Origin of the sequence: Nocardioides marmoriginsengisoli (assembly GCF_003725695.1) — a bacterium.
GTDB classification, from domain to species: Bacteria; Actinomycetota; Actinomycetes; order Propionibacteriales; family Nocardioidaceae; genus Marmoricola; species Marmoricola marmoriginsengisoli.
The window spans coordinates 387199-406750 of the sequence record NZ_RJSE01000003.1 but is presented as its reverse complement, the minus strand read 5'-3'; the positions used below and the strand labels follow the sequence as shown (position 1 = coordinate 406750).

Here is a 19552-nt window from a genome sequence, read left to right as displayed (position 1 = left end):
GGGGCTTCCATGTCGATGTGGGGATCAAGGAAGCGAGACGACCGCGGCGCCGCGGTCGTCGAGACTGCGTTGTGCATCTGCTTCATCGTGTTGCCGCTCGTGTTCGCCACGATCGCCTACGCGTACATGTTCAGCTTCCGGCAGGCGCTGTCGCAGTCGGCCTCGGAGGGCGCCCGCGCAGCCGTGGGTGCGCCGACGTCGAGTGTCACGGCCACGGCCAACAAGGCCATCGAGAACGCCCTCTCGAGCTACGGCCTGAGCTGCACCAGCGGACACCTGAGCTGCGTCGTCTCGGCGCCGACGACGACCGGGTGCCCGAGCCCGCACACCTGCGTCACGGTGACGGTGAGCTACCCCTACCGTGACCACAGCCTGCTGCCGACCGTGCCCGGCCTCGGCTTCACGCTGCCGACGCAGCTGAGGTTCACCTCCGTCGTGCAGGTGAGCTGATGCGGTGGGTCGAGCGCCGGCGCCGCGAGACCGGAGCGGTCGCGGTGATGATGGCGCTGGTCATCTGCGTCGTGATGATCCCGCTGGCGGGTCTCGCCGTCGACATCGGCATGCAGCGGGTGGCGCGCGGGGACATGCAGGCAGTCGCCGACGCCGCTGCCCTGGACCTGGGGCGGAAGCTCGGCATCGGTCAGACGCCGACGGTCGCCGACGCCGTGAGCAGCGCCGCCGGGTCGAACGGTGTCGTGGGCGGGACCGAGACCGCGTCGTACAACGCCCAGCAGGTCAAGGTGCCGAAGATGGCGGTCTTCCTGGGCTACATCGAGGAGGACGCGACGTTCGTCTCGAACCAGTCGCTGGGCTGCAGCGGCAGTCCGTACAACAGCTACTTCAAGGCCGTGCCCGCGAACAAGTCCGCCAACGCGGTCCTGGTGACGGCGACCGGCTCGGCGTCCTTCCGGCTGATGCCGGGTTCCGGGGGCGTCTGCCGCTCGGCGATCGGGAACGCCGAGCTCAAGGCTTGCATGACCATGAACTCGTACGCTGCCGCTCTCAACAGCGGTGACTCCACGGTCCTCGGCCCGATCACCAAGATCATCGGGACCTCGATCGACACCCAGGTGCTGAGCAGCTCCGGCATCCTCAACGCCGACATCGAGGTGCTGAGCTTCCTGAACATCCTGAAGACCCAGCTCGGGGTCGGCGGTTTCGACGAGGTGCTCGCCGCGAACGTGACCGCCGCGCAGGTGATCGCCGCCCAGGTCGCCGCACTGAACGCGCAGGGCGCGACGGTCGCGGCGCAGGCGCTGCAGCAGCAGATCGGACTGCACGTGCCGCCCGGGACGACGGTCAACGTCGGCACTCTGCTCGGGATCAGCCAGGGTGTCACCGCGGGGCTCGGCGCCACCATGAACGCCCTGGACCTGGCCGCGGCCGCGCTCCAGCTGGCCAACGGCAACGCGCCGCTGCACCTGACGGCGTCGAGCAGCAACCTCACCGGGTTGGGACTCGACGTGACGGTGGGGAGCCGGCCGATGAACGTGTGCCTGGGCGAGGGCAAGAAGACGATGGCGCAGACGTCCCTCAGGGCCACCGCCGACCTCAATGCCTCGGGCAGCTTGACCGGCGGCGTGCTGAACCTGGTGAATGCCCTGAACGGGATCCTCAGCGGGGTCCTGGGACTGCTCGGAGCACTCCTGGGCGGGGACACCTACGACCTGCCCGTCGTCACGCTGGGGAAGCTGGAGGCCAATGTCTCGCTCGCCTCCGCCTCGGGCACGGTGCTCAGCCTGGCTTGCGACGGTGCGAATCCGACCTCGATGTCGGTCCGGGAGGAGTCCTCGCTGCTGCCGGCCACGGTCACCATTCCGTTGATGATCAAGGAGACCCGGCACTACGGAGGCGTACTGGGCATCGGGCGGAAGACGGAGACCGTGACCTCGACGCTCAGCGTGAAGTTGACGACGGTGCCTTCCGCCGACAAGTCGGTGACGGCCTCGCTTGCGATCCCGGGCGACTACGACAAGGGCAAGGCTGGCCCGAGCGGCGATCTCTCGGTGGGGTACCTGGATCCCAAGATCGACATCGTGACGGAAGGAACCTTCAGCAACGGCTATCCCTTGGTGAACAAGCTGCTCGTCAATTTGACTCAGGTCGCCAACGCTGTGACCGCGAATCTGATCGCGCCACTGCTGACCACCGTCGTCACACCCCTGCTGAACGCGTTGACGACCACCCTCAAGACCACGCTCGGGCTCACGGTCGCCGGGTCCAACTACACGCCGAGGAGGACCCCGAGCTGCGGGACGCCGAAGCTGGTCGGCTGACCTCACCCGCCTGATCCGGCCCCACAGGCCGGTTCCGACGGTCTGGTTCCACAGCCCGGGCGGCGTCGGGTGCGGCAGCCGCAGCGGCGCGTGTTGCCTCCCTCCAGGAGGTCGACACGATGACGACAGCACAGCAGTCCCTCGGGGCGTACGGCGAACGGGTGGCCGCGCGGCACCTGACCGGACTCGGTATGACGGTCCTGGACCGCAACTGGCGGTGCCGGGCCGGAGAGATCGACCTGGTCCTGCGCGATCGGGACGTGCTGGTGGTCTGCGAGGTGAAGACCCGGCGCGGAGTTGCCTTCGGGCATCCGCTCGCCGCGGTCCGGGCCGCCAAGGTGGAGCGGCTGCACCGGCTGGCCTCCCTCTGGGTGGAGGAGCGCGCGGTCACCGTCGACGAGATCCGGCTGGACCTGGTCGGCGTCCTGGTGCCGGCCCGCGGTCGGGTCCAGGTCGAGCACGTTCGCGGGATCAGCTGATGTTCGCCAGCGCGCGCACCGTGTCGCTCCAGGGCGCCGTCGGCCACGTCGTCGACGTCCAGGTGGACATCAGCCAGGGAACCCCGAGCACGGCCCTGGTCGGCAGGCCGGACGCTTCCATCAACGAGGCCCGGGAGCGGTGCCGGTCGGCGCTGGACAACAGCGGCTTCCACTGGCCGACCACCAGGCGCACGACGATCCTGCTCTCGCCGGCGGACCTCCCGAAGCGCGGCCCGCACTTCGACCTCGCCATCGCGATCGGAGTGCTGGCCGCGGACGTCGGCAAGCCCGATGCCGCGTCGCTCCGCGACCTGGTGCTGATCGGAGAGCTGAGCCTCGACGGCCGGGTCCGGTGCGTGCCCGGGGTGCTGCCGATGGTGATGGCGGCGGCCGCCCGGGGGATCACCCGGGTGGTCGTGCCCGAGCCCCAGGTGGGCGAGGCCGCCCTGGTCGAGGGTGTCGAGGTGTACGGCGTCCGCTCGTTGCGCCAGGTGGTCTCGCTGCTCGCCGGTGAGGAGATCCCGGACGCACCGCCGGTCGAGCCGCCGACCGGCGAGCCGTTGCTCCCGCGTCGCGCCGAGGAGCGTGACGAGGCGATCGACCTGGCCGACGTCCTCGGGATGGCGGATGCCAGGTTCGCGCTGGAGGTCGCCGCCGTCGGGGCGCACCACCTGCTGCTCTCCGGTGCCAAGGGGGCCGGCAAGACCACCCTCGCGGAGCGGTTGCCGACGATCCTGCCGGACCTGGACGTCCAGGAGTCCCTGGAGCTGACGGCGATCCACTCGCTCTGCGGCGGGTTGCCGCCGGGGAGCGGCGTGCTCACCCGGCCGCCGTTCCGCGCGCCCCACCACACCGCGTCCCGTTCCGGGATCCTCGGCGGCGGGACCGGCAGGGTGCGTCCCGGTGAGGTCAGCAAGGCGACCCACGGCGTGCTCTTCCTGGACGAGTTCCCGCTGCTCCCCGCCGACATCGTCGAGGCGCTGCGGCAACCGCTGGAGAGCGGCGAGATCAGCATCGCCCGGGGCGACGAGGATGCCACCTACCCGGCCTCGGGGATGCTGGTGCTGGCCTGCAATCCGTGTCCCTGTGGCGAGTACTCGGCCAGATCCCGCGACCACCAGTGCATCTGCTCGGAGGTGCGGCGCCGCGAGTACCGTCGCAAGATCTCCGGGCCGATCGCCGACCGGATCGACATCACCCGGATCGTCGAGCCGGTCGGCCGCCACGAGCTGGCAGACCGGTTCGCTGCGCCGGAGACCTCGGCCGTCGTCCTGGCCCGGGTTGCCGCGGCCCGAGACCGACAGCGGGAGCGGTACGCCGGCACCGGCTGGCGGCTCAACGCGCACGCCCCCGGACCGGCACTGAGCGCCGACTGGCCGCTGACCCCGGTGGCGAGCCAGCGGCTCGACCGCGAGGTCTACGGCGGCAGGCTGACCCGGCGGGGAGCGACCAAGGTCCATCGGGTGGCCTGGTCGGTGGCGGACCTGCGCGGCGTCGACCGACCAGGGACGGACGAGCTGGAGGTGGCGTTGCGGCTGCGTCGCGGGTCGGTCCTGGAGCACGCGATGATCACGCCGGCCTCGCTGCGCTCGGCATGAGCACCGCGGAACGCGAGGCCAGGCTGCTGCTCAGCCTGATCGGCGAGCCGGGCGATCCCCGGCTGACCGGGCTGGTCGCCGATCTCGGGGCGTCCCGGGTGCTGGCCGCCCTGCGGGACCAGGACGAGCACGGCGAGCTGCGCGACTCGCTGACCGAGCGGCTGCGCTCGACCCGCGTCGAGGACGTCGTCGCGGCGGCCACCCGGCGCGGGATCCGGTTCGTCACGCCGCTCGACGACGAGTGGCCGGTCGGGCTGGACGACCTGGGCAACGGACCGGTCCTGCACGAGCGCGGCGGCGTCCCGATCGGGCTCTGGGTCCGGGGGCCGCTCCGGCTCGACGAGGCGTGCGCGGGCTCGGTGGCGGTCGTGGGCGCGCGTTCGGCCACGACCTACGGGACCGGGGTCGCCGGCGAGATCGGTGCCGCGCTGGCCGAGGCGGAGGTCGGTGTCGTCTCGGGCGCGGCCTTCGGGATCGACCAGGCGGCGCACCGGGGCGCGCTCGCGGTGCGCGGCCCGTCGGTCGCGGTGCTGGCGTGCGGCGTCGACCGGGCCTACCCGGCTGCCCACGCCGAGCTGCTGCGGTACCTGGCCGACGTCGGTCTGGTGGTCTCGGAGGCGGCCCCGGGGTGGGCGCCGATGAAGGTCAGGTTCCTGGCTCGCAACCGGCTGATCGCGGCGCTGACCCGCGGCACCGTGGTCGTGGAGGCGGCGGTCCGCAGCGGAGCGCTGAACACCGCCAACTGGGCGTCCGGTCTCAGCCGGCTGCTGATGGGCGTGCCCGGCCCGGTCACCAGCGCGACCTCGCAAGGCGTGCACCAGCTGATCCGCGCGCGGGACGCCCTGCTGGTCACCCGGGGCGCCGAGGTACTCGAGGCGGTCTCGGCGGCGGGCGCCCACACCCTGCCGTCGGCACAGGCGCCGGCGGACGCCCGGGACCGGCTGACCCACCTGCAGCGGCAGGTCCTGGACGCGGTCCCGGTCGCTGCCGGCGCGTCGTCGCGGAGCATCGCGCGCACGGCGGGCCTGACCGACTCGGTGGTGCGAGAGGCCCTGGGGCGGCTCGACGAGGCCGGGTTCGTCGAGCGTGCGGGCGGACGATGGCGACTTCGGTCCGCGCGGTACCCGCCGCGTCTTCCCGGGATGGCGCTCGAGCCTCCGTAGGGTGGCGGGATGCAGGACCTTCCGGAGGAGTTCGCGACCGCGCTGGCGGCGTACGAGCGGCACCTGGTCGCCGAGCGCGACCTCACGCCGCACACGGTGCGCGCCTACCTCGGCGACCTCTCCGGGATGCTCACGCACGCGGCCGCGCTGGGCTGCACCCGCCTCGACGACCTCGACATCCGGACGCTGCGCAGCTGGCTGGCCAACCAGCAGACGCTCGGCAAGGCCAGGACCACGATGGCGCGCCGCGCCACCGCCGTCCGGGTCTTCACCGCCTGGGCGCTGCGCACCGGCCGCGCGACCGCCGACGCCGGAGCCCAGCTGGGGAGCCCGAAGGCGCACAAGCCGTTGCCGCCGGCTCTGGACGTCACCCAGGCACGAGCGCTGCTGGACGCCGCCGCGTCCCAAGCCGACGACGGCAGCCCGGTCGGCCTCCGCGACGTGGCGATCCTGGAGCTGCTCTACGCCACCGGCGCCCGGGTCGGCGAGGTGTGCACTCTCGACATCGACGACGTCGACCGGTCCCGCCGGGTGGTCCGGGTCTTCGGCAAGGGGCGCAAGGAGCGGACCGTCCCGTACGGGCTGCCCGCGGATCAGGCGCTGGGGCGCTGGCTGGCCGAGGCGAGGCCGGTGCTGTTCGTGCCGGGCAGCGGAGCGGCTCTGTTCCTCGGCGCTCGCGGGGGCCGGATCGACCAGCGCGCCGTACGATCGATGGTGCACCGGCGCCTGGAGGACGTGCCCGGGGCCCCCGACCTGGGGCCGCACGGGCTGCGCCACACGGCTGCCACCCACCTGCTGGAGGGCGGGGCCGACCTGCGCACCGTCCAGGAGATGCTCGGGCACGCGTCGCTGGCGACGACCCAGATCTACACCCACGTCACCACCGACCGGTTGCGGAAGGCGTACCACCTGGCGCACCCGCGGGCGTGATCACCCCAGCGCCTGGCCGGGGCGGCCGGTGCGCTCACTCCAGGGGGAGCAACCGCACCGGCCCGAGACCGAGCAGCGTCAGCGGGTCCCGATAGACCTCGCCCCCGTCCGGGTCCTGCTCGATCAGGCCCCAGTGCAGGCAGGTCCGCGGAAAGCAGTGGCTTCCGCCGGGCTCCAGGGTCCCGAGCTGCTCGCCCGTGCCGACCTCGGCACCGCGGGCCGCGGTCGCCCGCACCGGCTCGTACGTCGTACGCCGGGCGCCGTGGCCGACCACGACGACCCCGCGTCCGGCGATGGTCCCGGCGAAGGTGACCCTCCCGCCGAGGGCGGCTCGCACCGGCTGACCGGGGGAGCCGAGCAGGTCGACGCCGCGGTGCCCGGCCGACCAGGCGTGCAGCGGGGGAGCGAACGGGGCGACCACCTCGGGCTGGGGGACCAGCGGCCAGGTGCCGAGTGCGGTCAGGACGGAGGCGAGGAGTGCGAACATCGCCCCAGGGTGGTCCGGGACGGCCCGCTCCGAGGTGCGCGCCGCCTCGTCCTGTGGAAAACCCCCGGTGCTGCCTGGGTTGTGCGTCGCCGGCGCCCCCGGACGCGTTTCGACAACCGGCCCGGGCCACGGCTAGAATCCTGCTCAGCAACCCGTACGGGTTGACTTCGCACGCCCGCAAACCGTGCCGCCCTCCAGAAGCACTGCTTCCTGGGAGCCGGAACACCGCGGGTGAGGACTTTCAGTCCCGATCGACCCCGGTCGCTCAGGTCAGGTTCTCACGCAGGCGTCAGGGCAGGCCTCAGCAACACCCAGTGCCTGCATCGAACTGAAAATCGGACCCGCGTGCGTCAGCATGCTCACGGTCCACAACAGGAAGCAGAACAATGGCAGTCGTCACCATGCGCCAGCTCCTCGAGAGCGGCGTCCACTTCGGGCACCAGACCCGTCGCTGGAACCCGAAGATGAAGCGCTTCATCATGACCGAGCGCAACGGCATCTACATCATCGACCTGCAGCAGTCGCTGTCGTACATCGACACCAGCTACGCGTTCATCAAGGACACCGTGGCCAAGGGCGGCACGATCATGTTCGTGGGCACCAAGAAGCAGGCCCAGGAAGCGATCGCCGAGCAGGCCACCCGCGTCGGCATGCCCTACGTCAACCAGCGTTGGCTCGGCGGCATGCTCACCAACTTCCAGACCATGAGCCAGCGGATCAGCCGGCTCAAGGAGCTCGACGACGTCGACTTCGACACCGTCGCCGGCTCGGGTCGCACCAAGAAGGAGCTCCTGCAGATGAAGCGGGAGCACGTCAAGCTCGACAAGACCCTCGGCGGCATCCGCGAGATGGGCCGGACCCCGTCCGCCGTCTGGATCGTCGACACCAACAAGGAGCACCTCGCGGTCGACGAGGCGCGCAAGCTGAAGATCCCGATCATCGCGATCCTGGACTCCAACTGCGACCCGGACCTGGTCGACTACCCGATCCCGGGCAACGACGACGCGATCCGCGCGGTCGGCCTGCTGACCCGCGTGGTCGCCGACGCCGTCGCCGAGGGCCTGATCGCCCGCTCCGGCGCGAAGACCGAGGGCGACGCCCCGATCGGTGCCGACGAGCCGCTGGCAGACTGGGAGCGCGACCTGCTCGAGGGTGACAAGCCCGCCGAGGCCGCTGCTGAGGCCCCCGTTGCTGAGGCTCCTGCTGCCGAGGCCCCCGTTGCTGAGGCTCCCGTTGCTGAGGCTCCCGCCGCCGAGGTCTCCGCTGCCGAGGCTCCGGCCGCCGAGGTCGTTGCCGACGAGGCGCCCTCCGTGGCCGCCGAGGCGACCGACGAGACGAAGGAGGCCTGAGGCGTGGCGATTTCCGCTGCTGACGTCAAGAAGCTCCGCGAGCTGACTGGCGCGGGGATGATGGACTGCAAGAAGGCCCTCGAGGAAGCCGACGGCGACTTCGACAAGGCCAGCGAGCTGCTCCGCATCAAGCTCGGCAAGAAGGCCGCCGAGCGCGGTGCCGAGCGCGAGGCCACCGCCGGTCTGGTCGCCCACTCCGGTGGTGCGCTGGTCGAGCTGAAGAGCGAGACCGACTTCGTCGCCAAGAACGAGGCGTTCATCGCTGCTGCCGCCAAGATCGCGGACGCCGCGAACGCGGCCCAGGCTGCTGACACCGATGCCCTCAAGGCGGTCGCGCTCGACGGCAAGACCGTCGGCGAGGTCGTCAACGACCTCGCCATCAGCATCGGCGAGAAGATCGAGCTCGGCCAGGTCGCCTACTTCGGCGGTCAGTCCGTGGTCTACCTGCACAAGCGTGCCGCCGACCTGCCGCCCGCCGTCGGCGTCCTCGTGGAGTACGACGGCGACAACGCCGACGCTGCTCGCGGTGCCGCGATGCAGGTGGCCGCGATGAAGCCGACGTACCTCTCCCGTGACGAGGTCCCCGCGGACGTCGTCGCCAAGGAGCGGGAGATCGGTGCTGCGATCGCTCGCGAGGAGGGCAAGCCCGAAGCCGCGATCGAGAAGATCGCCGAGGGTCGTCTGAACGGCTTCTTCAAGGACGTCGCGCTGCTCGACCAGTCGTCGGTCACCGACTCCAAGAAGTCGGTCAAGGCGATCCTGGACGAGGCCGGCATCACCGTGACCCGGTTCGTCCGGTTCGAAGTGGGAGCCTGATCTGCACGGTTCCCATCAGGGATACTGAGCGCCAGACCAAGACGAGGAGGCCGGTCCGATGAGCAGCACCACCATCATCGGACCGGCCTTCTCGCATGTTCGAACGAATCCGACCACGCCGAGGGAGAAGTCATGACGTACAAGCGGGTGCTGCTCAAGCTCTCCGGCGAGGTCTTCGGCGGCGGCAAGGTCGGTGTCGACCCCGACGTCGTCGCCGGGATCGCGCGCGAGATCGCCTCTGTGCAGCGGGCCGGCTTCGAGGTCGCCGTGGTCACCGGCGGCGGCAACTTCTTCCGTGGCGCCGAGCTGCAGCAGCGCGGCATGGACCGGGCCCGCGCCGACTACATGGGCATGCTCGGCATCGTGATGAACTGCCTGGCCCTCCAGGACTTCCTGGAGAAGGAGGGCATCGAGACCCGGGTCCAGACCGCGATCACGATGGGTCAGGTCGCGGAGCCGTACATCCCGCGCCGGGCCATCCGGCACCTCGAGAAGGGCCGCGTCGTGATCTTCGGCGCCGGCGCCGGGATGCCGTACTTCTCGACCGACACGGTCGCCGCCCAGCGCGCGCTGGAGACCAAGTGCGAGGTCGTGCTGATGGGCAAGAACGGCGTCGACGGGGTGTACACCGCCGACCCGCGCCAGGACCCGACCGCGATCAAGTACGACGAGGTCACCTTCCAGGAGGTCCTGCAGAAGGGCCTGAAGGTGGCCGACGCGACCGCGTTCGCGATGTGCATGGAGAACGACCTGCCGATGATCGTGTTCGGAATGGAGCCGGAAGGCAACATCCTCAAGGTCGTGCAGGGTGAGAAGATCGGCACGCTGGTAGGAAGCCCGAAGACGCATTCGGCGTCGGGCACGGAGAAGGAGAAGCAGTGATCAACGAGATCCTCAACGAGGCCGACCAGAAGATGGGCAAGACCGTCGGCGCCACCCGGGAGGAGTTCGCGGCGATCCGGGCCGGCCGTGCCGCGCCCAGCATGTTCTCCAAGCTGACGGCCGAGTACTACGGCACCCAGACCCCGATCCAGCAGCTCGCCTCGTTCACGGCGCCGGAGGCCCGGATCATCATCATCGCGCCGTTCGACGTGACCGCGATGCCCGCCATCGAGAAGGCGATCCGCGAGTCCGACCTCGGCGTGAACCCGTCCAACGACGGCAAGTCCATCCGGTGCGTCTTCCCCGAGCTCACCGAGGAGCGCCGCAAGGAGTACATCAAGATCGCCAAGGGCAAGGCCGAGGACGGCAGGGTCAGCGTCCGCAACATCCGCCGCAACGCCAAGCAGGACCTCGAGAAGCTCGAGAAGGACGGCGAGGCCGGCAAGGACGACGTCACCGGTGCGGAGAAGCGGCTCGACGGGCTGACCAAGAAGCACACCGACGAGATCGACGAGATGCTCAAGAACAAGGAAGCCGAGCTCATCGAGGTCTGAGGACCCTGACGACCTCGTACTCACCACGATGACCTCACCCGCAGCGGATTCGCCCGCGCCGCCGCAGGACCACGGCCGCGCCGGCCGCAACCTGCCCGCGGCCATCGGCTCGGCCGTCGTCCTGCTGTCCGTGATCGCCGGCTCGCTGTTCTTCTTCAAGAGCGCGTTCATGCTGGTGGTCGCCACGGCCGTGGTGGTCGCGATCTGGGAGCTGCACCGCGGACTGCTGGCCAAGCAGATCGACATCCCCGAGCAGCCGCTGATGGTCGGCGGCGCGGTGATGGTCGCGGTGGCCTACTTCTGGGGTGCGCCGGCGCTGGTGACCGCGACCGCGGTGACGGCGCTGGTGGTGATGCTGTGGCTGCTGCGCCGCGGCGTCGAGGGCTTCGTGCAGAACGCCTCCGCGGCGGTGTTCACCCTGATCTACGTGCCGTTCCTCGGGTCGTTCGTGGCCCTGATGCTCGCCGAGGGCGGCGACTGGACGACCACCGACCACCTCGACGACGGGGTCAAGGGCATCGTCGCGTTCATCGGGGTGACGATCGCCAGCGACATCGGCGGCTACATCGCCGGGGTGCTCTTCGGGAAGCACCCGATGGCCCCGGTGATCTCCCCGAAGAAGTCCTGGGAGGGCTTCGCCGGTTCGGCGATCGCCTGCGTCGGTGCCGGGATCGGCCTGGTGGCCTGGCTCGACGGCGACCTCTGGGTGGGCGTGGCGCTCGGCCTGATCGCCGTCGTGATGGCGACCCTCGGCGACCTGGTCGAGTCGGTGATGAAGCGCGACCTCGGCATCAAGGACATGAGCCAGATCATCCCCGGTCACGGCGGCCTGATGGACCGGCTGGACTCGCTGCTCGCCACGATCGCCCCGATCTGGCTGCTGCTGCACTACTGCGTCTTCACCTGATCGCGCCCGGGAGGGAACCGGTTCGGCCCGGGCGGCGTCGTACCGGCATGAGGAACCCGCGGTTCACCGTGTTCTCCGTCCTGCTCGCCTGCCTGTCGATCGTCCTGGTCGGATGCGGGGACCAGGACGACCCCTCGGCCCGGGGCGGCCCGGATGCGCTGGACCCGGGGCTGCTGCCCAACGGCCACCACGCGACGTACGTCGTCACCGGGGTCACCGACAAGGGCGTGCCGCGGGACCTGGTCAAGGGCAGCGAGATCCGGCTGCGGCTGGACGGCGACCGGCTGATCGTCACGGCCGGTTGCAACACGATGAGCGGCACCTTCCGCCTGGAGGGCACCCGGATGACCGTGACCGACCTGGCGACGACGGAGATGGGCTGCGCGGCGCCGTTGATGGCCCAGGACACCTGGGTGGCCGGATTGTTCGACAAGCCGGTCCAGTTCACCACCGGGAAGGACGCCGCGCTGATCTCGGGCGTCGTCGTACTCGCGCTGGCGGACCGGGCGTCGGTGTCCCCGGACAAGCCGCTGGTCGGGACCGAGTGGGTGCTGGACGGCATCGTCTCCGGGGAGTCCGCCAGCTCTGTCCCCGAGGGCCTGAAGGCGTCCTTCCGGATCACCGAGGCGGGGGAGGCGCTGGTCGACGACAGCTGCAACAGCGGCAGCGGCCCGGCCGCGGTGGACGGCGACCGGATCGTCTGGGGCGACCGGTCCACGACCCTGGTGGCGTGCATCGGCCGGGGTCAGGAAGAGGTCCAGGACGCGATCCACGAGGTGCTGCGCGGCGCGACGACCTACTCGATCGAGGAGCGGTCGCTGACGGTCACCCGCGGCGACCGGGCGCTCACGTTCCGGGCGGTGGAGAGGCCGAAGGCCGACTGATTCGGTGATCCCACCGCGCGGTGGGAGAATCGACCGGTCATGGACCCGATCAAGACCCTTCCCCTCGTCTTCGAGGAGCCGAAAGGCCGCGGCAAGCCGCCGCGCCACCTCGCCGACCTCACCCCGGCGGAGCGGAAGGCACGCCTGGAGGAGCTCGGTCTGCCCGGGTTCCGGGCCAAGCAGCTCTCCACCCACTACTTCGAGCGGCTGGTCGACGACCCCGCCGAGATGACCGACCTCCCGGCCGCCCAGCGCAGCGAGCTGGTCTCCGGGCTGCTGCCCGAGCTGATGACCCCGCTGCGGGTGATGGAGGCCGACAAGGGCACCACCCGCAAGACGCTCTGGAAGCTCTTCGACGGCTCCCTGGTCGAGTCGGTGCTGATGCGCTACCCGGGCCGGACCACGATGTGCGTTTCCAGCCAGGCCGGTTGCGGGATGGCGTGCCCGTTCTGCGCCACCGGCCAGGGCGGCCTGCAGCGGAACATGTCCACCGCCGAGATCGTCGAGCAGGTCGTCGCCGGTGCGAGGTCGCTGGCCCGCGGCGAGGTCCCCGGCGGACCGGGCCGGGTCTCCAACGTGGTCTTCATGGGCATGGGCGAGCCGATGGCCAACTACAACGCCGTGATCGGCGCCGTACGACGGCTCACCGACAAGGCGCCCGACGGCCTCGGCATGTCGGCCCGCGGGATCACCGTGAGCACCGTCGGCCTGGTGCCGCGGATCCGGCAGCTGGCGACCGAGGGCATCCCGGTCACCTTGGCGCTGAGCCTGCACGCCCCCGACGACGAGCTCCGCGACGAGCTGGTGCCGATCAACACTCGCTGGAAGGTCGGCGAGACCGTCGAGGCCGCCTGGAACTACGCGAACGTCACCAAGCGCCGGGTCTCGATCGAGTACGCGATGATGCGCGGGATCAACGACCAGGCCTGGCGCGCGGACCTGCTGGCCGACGTGCTGAACGGGTACGGCGACTGGGGCTGGGTGCACGTCAACCTGATCCCGCTGAACCCGACGCCCGGCTCGAAGTGGACCGCGTCCGACCCGGCCGACGAGCGCGAGTTCGTACGACGCCTGGAGGCGAAGGGCATCTCGACGACGGTGCGCGACACCCGGGGCAGCGAGATCGACGGGGCCTGCGGGCAGCTGGCCGCGACCGAGTGACCTGAACTCGGGCTTCCTGAAGCTCGCTCGGGCTCGCACCGCTTTGATAGCGTGCGTCCGCCCTCCGTCGACAAGGATCTGCCGTGAATCGACTGCTGACCGTCGCTCTTCTCGCACTCACCCTGGCGTTGACCGGCGCCGGCGCCCTCGTGGCCCTGGGCTCGTCTGCCGCTGCGGCGACGTGGTCACCGTCCACGTCGTCCTCCACCTGGTACAAGTTGACGCCGAGGACCAACACCGGGTTGCGGGTGGACGTCCGGAACGCACGCCTGGGCAATGGCACCGCCGTTCAGCAGTACAGTTCGAACGGCACCGTGTCCCAGCAATTCGGGTTCCGCTCGGCAGGCAACGGCTACTACCGGATCGTGACCAAGTTGTCGGACTCGGCATCGACGCAGTACCTCAACGTCTGGCAGGCCGGAAAGAGCAACGGCACCAAGGTGGAGACGCTGGTGAAGGCGACCGGCTACCAGCAGCAGTGGAAGATCTACAACCTGGGCAACGGGTACATGAAGCTGGTGCCCCGGCACGCGACCAAGAAGTGCCTGGATGTTCCAGGAGCCTCTAGGAAGTCGGCTGTTCAACTCCAGATCTACACGTGCAACGGCATCGCCTCCCAGCAGTTCAAGGTGGCGAGGACCTCGTCCCGGATGTGGTACTCGACGGCGACCTGCCCGAACCTGGTGGTCATCGGTGTCCGTGGCTCGAACGAGGGGCAGCGCAGCGGGGTGATCTCCGGGTTCGGTGACAACGTGTCGCTCGCGTCACGGGACGCGGTCCGTCGTATCGGGCGAACCGGCAGCTACCGCTACAAGGCGATCACCTATCCGGCGTACCTCAGCAGCGACGTGGGGAAGTACCTCGACAGCGTCGACGCCGGCGCGGCGGACCTGAAGAAGCAGGTGCACCACCTGACGTCCAAGTGCGGGACGGGAACCAGGTACGCGATCATCGGCTACAGCCAGGGGTCGCACGTCATCAGGGAGGGCGTGGCGAGCCTCAACTCCGCTTCACGGGCCCGGGTTGCCGCCGTGGGCCTGATCGCCGATCCGACGCGGCGCGGGAGCAACCTGTCCAAGAGAGAGGTCGGCCGCGTCGAGCGCTTCGGCACCACCCTCTCGAAGAGCGGTGCGCTCCTCGAGTTCATGCGCGCCTACAACAGCTGCAGCCGGGACTGCGAGGATCTCGCTCCGTCCTACGACAAGTTCCTCAAGGCGGCGAGCAGCAAGGTGGCGACGATCTGCCAGTCGAGCGACGGCGTCTGCAACGCCGGCGCTGCCAGTGCCTGGAGCACGGCCTGGGGGTCCAAGGCCCAGCACGTCCAGTACTACAGGGACCGGCCGGGCAAGTCCGGCTGGGTGATCCACGAGGCTCTCGCGGCGAACGGGTACAAGTAGGGCCGGACCCGCCTGGTGCCTCGCGCGGGTCAGCGGGAAGCAGAACGCTCGGCCGGCCGCGGGAGGGCGACCGACCGAGCGAGGTCTTCTGCTAGGCGTCGACCTTCTGGGCCTCGTCGCGGCGGCTGATCACCTTGGCGGCGACGGCGCCGCCGGCGAGGGCGGCCACGGCGCCGAGACCCATCGAGGACTCGGCCGGTGCCTGCAGCGGGGCCGGCGGCGCGCAGAGGGCGCCGCGGAGCTCCACCGGGGTCGGCAGCAGCAGCTCGGTGTTGCGGTCGTCCGGCGTACCGGCGTGGGCTGCCCGGTCGTTCTGCGGGTCGTTGGCCGACAGCTCGCGAGCCAGGCCTGCGAGTCCGACCGTCGACGACAGGTCGCCGGCGTAGTCGACCGCACCGGCGTGGTCGACGATCGTGGTGAAGATCGACATCGTGTCGTCCTTGTTGTCGACGACCTCGATCAGGCGGGCCTGCTGCGGGAAGTCGATGTGCGAGGCCGTGTTGATCTCCCAGAACCCGCCGGAGTTGTCCGCCCGGACGTGCGGGGTGATCTTGTTGACGTGGGTGTGGCCGTTGACCCAGGCGATCACCCGCGGCTGGGAGAGCAGGTAGCTGGTGACCGCGGGGCCCAGGGTGCGCAGGCTCGGGTCCAGGCCGGTGAGCACCAGCGGGTTGCTCATCGTGCTGCTGGTGTGGTGGCTGAACACGATCACCGCGCGCCCGGTCGCCGAGGCGATGGTGGCCTTCAGCCAGGCGAACTGCGCCTGGTCCAGCGAGCCGTCGGCGTACCCGTTCGGGTTCACCGAGTCCATCGCGATGAACCGGAAGCCGGGCTGGTCGAAGTAGTAGTACGCCGTGCCGTTGGTCTTGTTGGCGGTGGTGTACCCGTGGCCGACCGGGAGGCTGGAGGTGTTGAAGTACTCGTTGATGACCTCCTTGCGCGACAGGTTCTTCCGGGCCGGGTCCGGGGTCACCAGGCGGGCGCCGGGCAGCAGGTTGATGCTGCTCAGCAGCTCACCGATGTCCTGCTTCGCGACCGCGTTCAGGACGTCGGACTGGCTGAGGCCCGGCGGCACCGTGATCACCTTGACGGCGCCGCGGGAGAGCAGGTCGAGCTGGGTGGTGGCGTTCGGGAAGTTGCCCTGGATCAGGCCGTCGTGGTTGCCGAACACGGTGTACCAGGGGATGTCGAGGCCCTCGGCGGTGAACGGCTGCCGGGCCGCGGTCAGCAGGCCGGGCACCGCGGGGAAGCCGCTGTTGGCGCGGAGCTTGTCGTCCTTCTTCGCGCCGGGGGTGCCCTCCGGGTGCCAGTAGTGGGTGTCGTAGTACAGCGGGTTGTTGTCCATGACCCCCTCGTACTTGTTGAAGTTGCCGCTGTCCGGACGGACCACCTTGCCGTCGAGGATGTCGATGTTCCAGCGGATCTCGTTCTTCTGGCAGTTGTCCGAGTTGTCGCCGGTCTCGATCATGAAGCCGAGCGGCAGGTTGGTGACCGGGCCGGTCGCCACCTCGTTGACCGCGCGCACCATCGCGTCCGCGGTCTGCGCCGTGAGCATCTCGTGCGGCCGGTACGACGAGGAGAGCAGTCCGGGGACCAGGCCGAGGCTGTTCGGGTCCTCGAACCGGTCCAGCCACTCGACCCGGCCGGGGGACTGGTGGTCGACGACGTGGATGTCGCTGAACTGGGCGAACGCCAGCAGCGGCGTCCGGCACGCGGCCCGGCCGGCACCCGCCTCGGCACCGAGCCCGGTGCGGACGGTGTGCGCCTCGCCCGGGTTCTGGACCATCTTCGAGTAGCCCTTGGCGTTCGGGGCTCCCGGACCGTAGGTACGGGCCAGGGTGGTGCTCGCGGCGCCGGCGGCCACGGCCGCCTGGCTCAGCGAGAACAGCACGGGGGTGGCGGCTGCGGTGCCGCCCACGACTGCGGCTCCGCGCAGCACATTGCGTCGGGACATCTCCATGCTGGTCACAACGACCGGATGTGGCTCGGGTCACGTCCTGAGGAGGTGCTTGTTACTTTCGGGTAGACCGGTGGACACCCCCGGTGCGATCCGGGAGGATTGCCCACCAGCCGGCAGCGTGCCGGCATCACGAGGAGCAGGACGATGACTGACGCCCCCGACACCGGCAAGCTCGCCTCGATCAACCGGCTCGAGTCGCTCTCGGACCCGGAGCTGATCGCCGTGATCTCGGCCGGGCGGCACATCCACCTGCCGGCCGACTGGGCGCTCATCTCGGAGTCCACCCCCGCGGACAAGGCCTACCTGATCGTCGACGGCGAGGTGTCGGTCCGCAAGGGCGGCACCGAGATCGCCCGGCTCGGTCCCGGAGACGTGATCGGCGAGATCGCCGTGGTCGAGCACAAGCTCCGGACGGCCAGCGTGGTCAGCCTGACCCCGCTCGAGGTCATCCACTTCACCCGCGAGGCGCTGGAGCAGCTGCTGGTCGACGTCCCGGCGTTCGGTACGGCGATCCGGGGCACCACGGCGGAGCGGCTGAGCAACGACCAGGGCGGGGACAGTGCCTCCTCCTGAGGAGAAGCCCCCGCTTGACCCCCAGGAGATCTTCGAGCTCCTCGAGCTGCACCTGCTCGGCAGCCACCCGACGATGACCGGCGCACAGATCGCCGCCGAGATCGGCATCCCGATGGAGCTGGCCCGGCTGCGCTGGCGCTCGCTCGGCTTCACCGCGGTCGGGGACGACGAGGTCGCGTTCACCGAGGCCGACCTCCAGGCGATGCGGCTCACCCAGCGGATGCACGACCTCGGCCTGATCCAGACCGAGGACGAGGCCGCCCTGATCCGCACCCTCGGCCGGAGCTTCGCCCGGCTCGCGGAGTGGCAGATCACGATGCTGGCCCGGTCGATCGACCCGTCCGGGCTGGACGGCCCCGGGCTGACCGCGGTGATGGACGAGGTCACCCCGGTGATCGAGGAGGTGCAGAACTACATCTGGCGCCGGCACACGCTCAGCGCCGCCTCCCGGATGCTGCTCGCACCGCCCGCCGAGGACGCCGGCGACGAGATCGCGACCGCGATCGGCTTCGCCGACATCGTCGGCTACACCCGGCAGACGCGCTCGCTGAGCCAGACCGAGCTGGCCCGCCTGGTCGACCACTTCGAGGCCCGGGCGCTGGCCATCATCACCAGCCACCAGGGCCGGATCATCAAGACCATCGGCGACGAGATCCTGTTCGCCGCGGACGCCGCCGCCGACGCCGCGCACATCGCGCTCGAGCTGGTCGAGGAGCACCTCGTCGACGAGGACTTCCCGCAGCTCCGGGTCGGAGTCGGCTGGGGTCCCGTGCTGAACCGGCTCGGCGACGTGTTCGGGCCGACCGTGAACATCGCGTCCCGGCTCACCTCGATCGCCCGTCCCGGACGGGTGCTGATCGACAAGGAGCTGGCCGAGGCGATCGAGGGTGATCCGGACTTCAAGCTGCGCCGGACGCGGCGTGCCTCGGTGAAGGGGTACCGCCGGCTGGAGCCGTGGGCCCTGCGGCGCCCGCTGGACGAGGGCGACCTACCCCCGGTCGCCGCGGTCCTGCACGAGAAGGGGCAGGACCTCCTCCGGGCTGTCGACGAGATGCAGGCTCGCACCGAACGGACGCCCGCTGCCGAGGCCGGCGAGTAGGTCCCAGGCGCCGACCTGCTCGGTCCAGTGCTCGCGGCCGACCAGCACCATCGGCACCACCGACGTCGGCTGCGCGTAGTAGTTGGCGCACGCCGCCTGGAAGATCTCCTGGACGGTGCCGGCCGCCCCCGGCAGGAAGACCAGCCCGCCCTGGCAGACCTTCAGCAGCACGTCCTCGCGGGTGGCGTTGCTGAAGTACTTCGCGATCCTCGACGCCATCGCGTTCGGCGGCTCGTGGCCGTAGAACCAGGTCGGGATGCCGAGCGACACGACGCCGTCGGGCCAGCGCCGGCGCACCTCGAACGCGGCTCCGGCCCAGCTGTCGACATCAGTGAACTCCGGTGCCTCCGCCAGCACCCGTACGGCGGCGTCGAGCTCGTCCTCGGGGCGCCCGGACATCCAGGCGCCCAGGTTGGCCGCCTCCATCGCGCCCGGTCCGCCGCCGGTCGCGACCGTGAACCGTCCGGCAAGGGCGCGGCCGAGACCCGCGGCTGCGCGGTAGCCCGGCTGGTCGCGGCGCAGGGCGTGACCGCCGAGGACGCCGACGGTGCCGGCCGGGTCGGTGACATCGGCGAGGGCATCGTCGATCGCGTGGTCGTGCAGCGCCGCGGCGAGGGTCCGGTCCAGGGTGCGCGGTGCCCGGGACCAGGCGTAGGCGACGGCGTCCGGCGTACCGGGGTAGCCGTCGGGGAGGCCGTCGTACAGGTCGTCGGGGGAGTACAGCGCGCCGCGGTACGGGTCGAACGGCACGTCCGGCACCGTCGGGAAGAGCAGCCCGCCGCGACGGCGGACGTCCTCCTCGCCGCCGGCAACGTCACCCTCCGCGAGGCGGCAGCCCAGGAAGACCCCTCCGCCGACGCCGATCCGGGAGAGCTCGTGCGCGCGCTCGCGGAGGTCGACCGACTGCAGGTGCCAGCCCCGTAGCGAGCTCAGGCCGTCGGCGATCGCCTGGTCGAACGCGTCGAGGCTCTCGATCTCGTTGAGGTGCACCCGACGAAATTAGCGTGCCGGCTCGACATCCGACGTTCACCGACCTG

General features: G+C 70.6%; 19 protein-coding genes. 16 read left to right on the top strand and 3 right to left on the bottom strand.

Annotation, left to right across the window (positions count from 1 at the left end):
* The first annotated feature begins 9 nt into the window (after window positions 1-9).
* From EFK50_RS03925 to EFK50_RS03900, 6 genes are all read left to right on the top strand, one after another.
* Window positions 10-450 (top strand): TadE/TadG family type IV pilus assembly protein, encoded by a 441-nt coding sequence (locus EFK50_RS03925; RefSeq protein WP_123226232.1) that lies wholly within the window; start codon window positions 10-12, stop codon window positions 448-450.
* On the top strand, window positions 450-2276 hold the full coding sequence (locus tag EFK50_RS03920; protein ID WP_123226231.1) for a pilus assembly protein TadG-related protein: 1827 nt from the start codon (window positions 450-452) through the stop codon (window positions 2274-2276). The genes EFK50_RS03925 and EFK50_RS03920 overlap by 1 nt, the downstream gene beginning before the upstream one ends.
* Before the next feature lie 119 nt (window positions 2277-2395).
* A complete protein-coding gene (locus EFK50_RS03915; RefSeq protein ID WP_123226230.1) occupies window positions 2396-2755 on the top strand; it encodes a YraN family protein in 360 nt (119 codons plus the stop codon).
* The gene (locus EFK50_RS03910; RefSeq protein WP_123226229.1) at window positions 2755-4353 is read left to right on the top strand and encodes a YifB family Mg chelatase-like AAA ATPase; all 1599 of its coding nucleotides are present in this window, start codon (window positions 2755-2757) and stop codon (window positions 4351-4353) included. The genes EFK50_RS03915 and EFK50_RS03910 overlap by 1 nt, the downstream gene beginning before the upstream one ends.
* Window positions 4350-5516 carry a DNA-processing protein DprA gene (locus tag EFK50_RS03905; protein ID WP_123226228.1) on the top strand — a complete coding sequence of 389 codons (1167 nt, stop codon included), beginning with the start codon at window positions 4350-4352 and terminating at the stop codon, window positions 5514-5516. Before EFK50_RS03910 ends, EFK50_RS03905 begins: the two co-directional genes overlap by 4 nt.
* Window positions 5517-5525: 9 nt before the next feature.
* Complete coding sequence (locus EFK50_RS03900) at window positions 5526-6446, top strand: tyrosine recombinase XerC (RefSeq protein ID WP_123226227.1); 921 nt, start codon at window positions 5526-5528, stop codon at window positions 6444-6446.
* A 34-nt stretch (window positions 6447-6480) separates the two neighbouring features.
* Here the strand turns inward: EFK50_RS03900 and EFK50_RS03895 are convergent, their stop codons facing one another.
* A complete protein-coding gene (locus EFK50_RS03895; RefSeq protein ID WP_123226226.1) occupies window positions 6481-6933 on the bottom strand; it encodes a M23 family metallopeptidase in 453 nt (150 codons plus the stop codon).
* 386 nt (window positions 6934-7319) lie between these two features.
* Between EFK50_RS03895 and rpsB the strand changes: the two genes are divergently transcribed.
* From rpsB to EFK50_RS03855, 8 genes are all read left to right on the top strand, one after another.
* Window positions 7320-8282 (top strand): 30S ribosomal protein S2, encoded by a 963-nt coding sequence (gene rpsB / locus EFK50_RS03890; RefSeq protein WP_123226225.1) that lies wholly within the window; start codon window positions 7320-7322, stop codon window positions 8280-8282.
* A 3-nt stretch (window positions 8283-8285) separates the two neighbouring features.
* Window positions 8286-9098 carry a translation elongation factor Ts gene (gene tsf, locus EFK50_RS03885; RefSeq protein ID WP_123226224.1) on the top strand — a complete coding sequence of 271 codons (813 nt, stop codon included), beginning with the start codon at window positions 8286-8288 and terminating at the stop codon, window positions 9096-9098.
* A 132-nt stretch (window positions 9099-9230) separates the two neighbouring features.
* Window positions 9231-9980, top strand: a complete 750-nt coding sequence (gene pyrH / locus EFK50_RS03880) for a UMP kinase (protein ID WP_123226223.1) — start codon at window positions 9231-9233, stop codon at window positions 9978-9980.
* On the top strand, window positions 9980-10534 hold the full coding sequence (gene frr / locus EFK50_RS03875) for a ribosome recycling factor (protein ID WP_221177290.1): 555 nt from the start codon (window positions 9980-9982) through the stop codon (window positions 10532-10534). The genes pyrH and frr overlap by 1 nt, the downstream gene beginning before the upstream one ends.
* Window positions 10535-10562: 28 nt before the next feature.
* Window positions 10563-11441: a phosphatidate cytidylyltransferase gene (locus EFK50_RS03870; protein WP_123226221.1), complete on the top strand. Its 879-nt coding sequence runs from the start codon at window positions 10563-10565 to the stop codon at window positions 11439-11441.
* 47 nt (window positions 11442-11488) lie between these two features.
* The gene (locus EFK50_RS03865; protein WP_123226220.1) at window positions 11489-12325 is read left to right on the top strand and encodes an META domain-containing protein; all 837 of its coding nucleotides are present in this window, start codon (window positions 11489-11491) and stop codon (window positions 12323-12325) included.
* A gap of 39 nt (window positions 12326-12364) precedes the next feature.
* Window positions 12365-13486: a dual-specificity RNA methyltransferase RlmN gene (rlmN, locus tag EFK50_RS03860; protein ID WP_123226219.1), complete on the top strand. Its 1122-nt coding sequence runs from the start codon at window positions 12365-12367 to the stop codon at window positions 13484-13486.
* Between the two features lie 83 nt (window positions 13487-13569).
* On the top strand, window positions 13570-14883 hold the full coding sequence (locus EFK50_RS03855) for an RICIN domain-containing protein (RefSeq protein ID WP_123226218.1): 1314 nt from the start codon (window positions 13570-13572) through the stop codon (window positions 14881-14883).
* Between the two features lie 91 nt (window positions 14884-14974).
* On the opposite strand, the gene EFK50_RS03850 is transcribed toward EFK50_RS03855, so the two are convergent.
* Window positions 14975-16837: a TIGR03767 family metallophosphoesterase gene (locus EFK50_RS03850; protein ID WP_221177258.1), complete on the bottom strand. Its 1863-nt coding sequence runs from the start codon at window positions 16835-16837 to the stop codon at window positions 14975-14977.
* Between the two features lie 150 nt (window positions 16838-16987).
* On the opposite strand from EFK50_RS03850, the gene EFK50_RS03845 reads away from it, so the two are divergent.
* Both EFK50_RS03845 and EFK50_RS03840 read left to right on the top strand, forming a co-directional pair.
* Entirely contained in the window at window positions 16988-17416 is a 429-nt protein-coding gene (locus EFK50_RS03845; protein WP_123226216.1) for a cyclic nucleotide-binding domain-containing protein, read from the top strand.
* Window positions 17403-18515, top strand: a complete 1113-nt coding sequence (locus tag EFK50_RS03840; RefSeq protein WP_123226215.1) for an adenylate/guanylate cyclase domain-containing protein — start codon at window positions 17403-17405, stop codon at window positions 18513-18515. The genes EFK50_RS03845 and EFK50_RS03840 overlap by 14 nt, the downstream gene beginning before the upstream one ends.
* Here EFK50_RS03840 and EFK50_RS03835 read toward each other — a convergent pair.
* On the bottom strand, window positions 18405-19505 hold the full coding sequence (locus EFK50_RS03835; protein ID WP_123226214.1) for an LOG family protein: 1101 nt from the start codon (window positions 19503-19505) through the stop codon (window positions 18405-18407). The two genes, EFK50_RS03840 and EFK50_RS03835, sit on opposite strands and share 111 nt — an antisense overlap.
* Between the last annotated feature and the right edge of the window lie 47 nt (window positions 19506-19552).

Excerpts from the sequence above, each read along its gene's own strand:
- EFK50_RS03925 (WP_123226232.1), top strand. The coding sequence starts at position 10 with ATGTCGATGTGGGGATCAAGGAAGCGAGACGACCGCGGCGCCGCGGTC.
- EFK50_RS03920 (WP_123226231.1), top strand. The coding sequence starts at position 450 with ATGCGGTGGGTCGAGCGCCGGCGCCGCGAGACCGGAGCGGTCGCGGTG.
- EFK50_RS03915 (WP_123226230.1), top strand. The coding sequence starts at position 2,396 with ATGACGACAGCACAGCAGTCCCTCGGGGCGTACGGCGAACGGGTGGCC.
- EFK50_RS03910 (WP_123226229.1), top strand. The coding sequence starts at position 2,755 with ATGTTCGCCAGCGCGCGCACCGTGTCGCTCCAGGGCGCCGTCGGCCAC.
- EFK50_RS03905 (WP_123226228.1), top strand. The coding sequence starts at position 4,350 with ATGAGCACCGCGGAACGCGAGGCCAGGCTGCTGCTCAGCCTGATCGGC.
- EFK50_RS03900 (WP_123226227.1), top strand. The coding sequence starts at position 5,526 with ATGCAGGACCTTCCGGAGGAGTTCGCGACCGCGCTGGCGGCGTACGAG.
- EFK50_RS03895 (WP_123226226.1), bottom strand. The coding sequence starts at position 6,933 with ATGTTCGCACTCCTCGCCTCCGTCCTGACCGCACTCGGCACCTGGCCG.
- rpsB (WP_123226225.1), top strand. The coding sequence starts at position 7,320 with ATGGCAGTCGTCACCATGCGCCAGCTCCTCGAGAGCGGCGTCCACTTC.
- pyrH (WP_123226223.1), top strand. The coding sequence starts at position 9,231 with ATGACGTACAAGCGGGTGCTGCTCAAGCTCTCCGGCGAGGTCTTCGGC.
- EFK50_RS03870 (WP_123226221.1), top strand. The coding sequence starts at position 10,563 with ATGACCTCACCCGCAGCGGATTCGCCCGCGCCGCCGCAGGACCACGGC.
- EFK50_RS03865 (WP_123226220.1), top strand. The coding sequence starts at position 11,489 with ATGAGGAACCCGCGGTTCACCGTGTTCTCCGTCCTGCTCGCCTGCCTG.
- rlmN (WP_123226219.1), top strand. The coding sequence starts at position 12,365 with ATGGACCCGATCAAGACCCTTCCCCTCGTCTTCGAGGAGCCGAAAGGC.
- EFK50_RS03850 (WP_221177258.1), bottom strand. The coding sequence starts at position 16,837 with ATGTCCCGACGCAATGTGCTGCGCGGAGCCGCAGTCGTGGGCGGCACC.
- EFK50_RS03845 (WP_123226216.1), top strand. The coding sequence starts at position 16,988 with ATGACTGACGCCCCCGACACCGGCAAGCTCGCCTCGATCAACCGGCTC.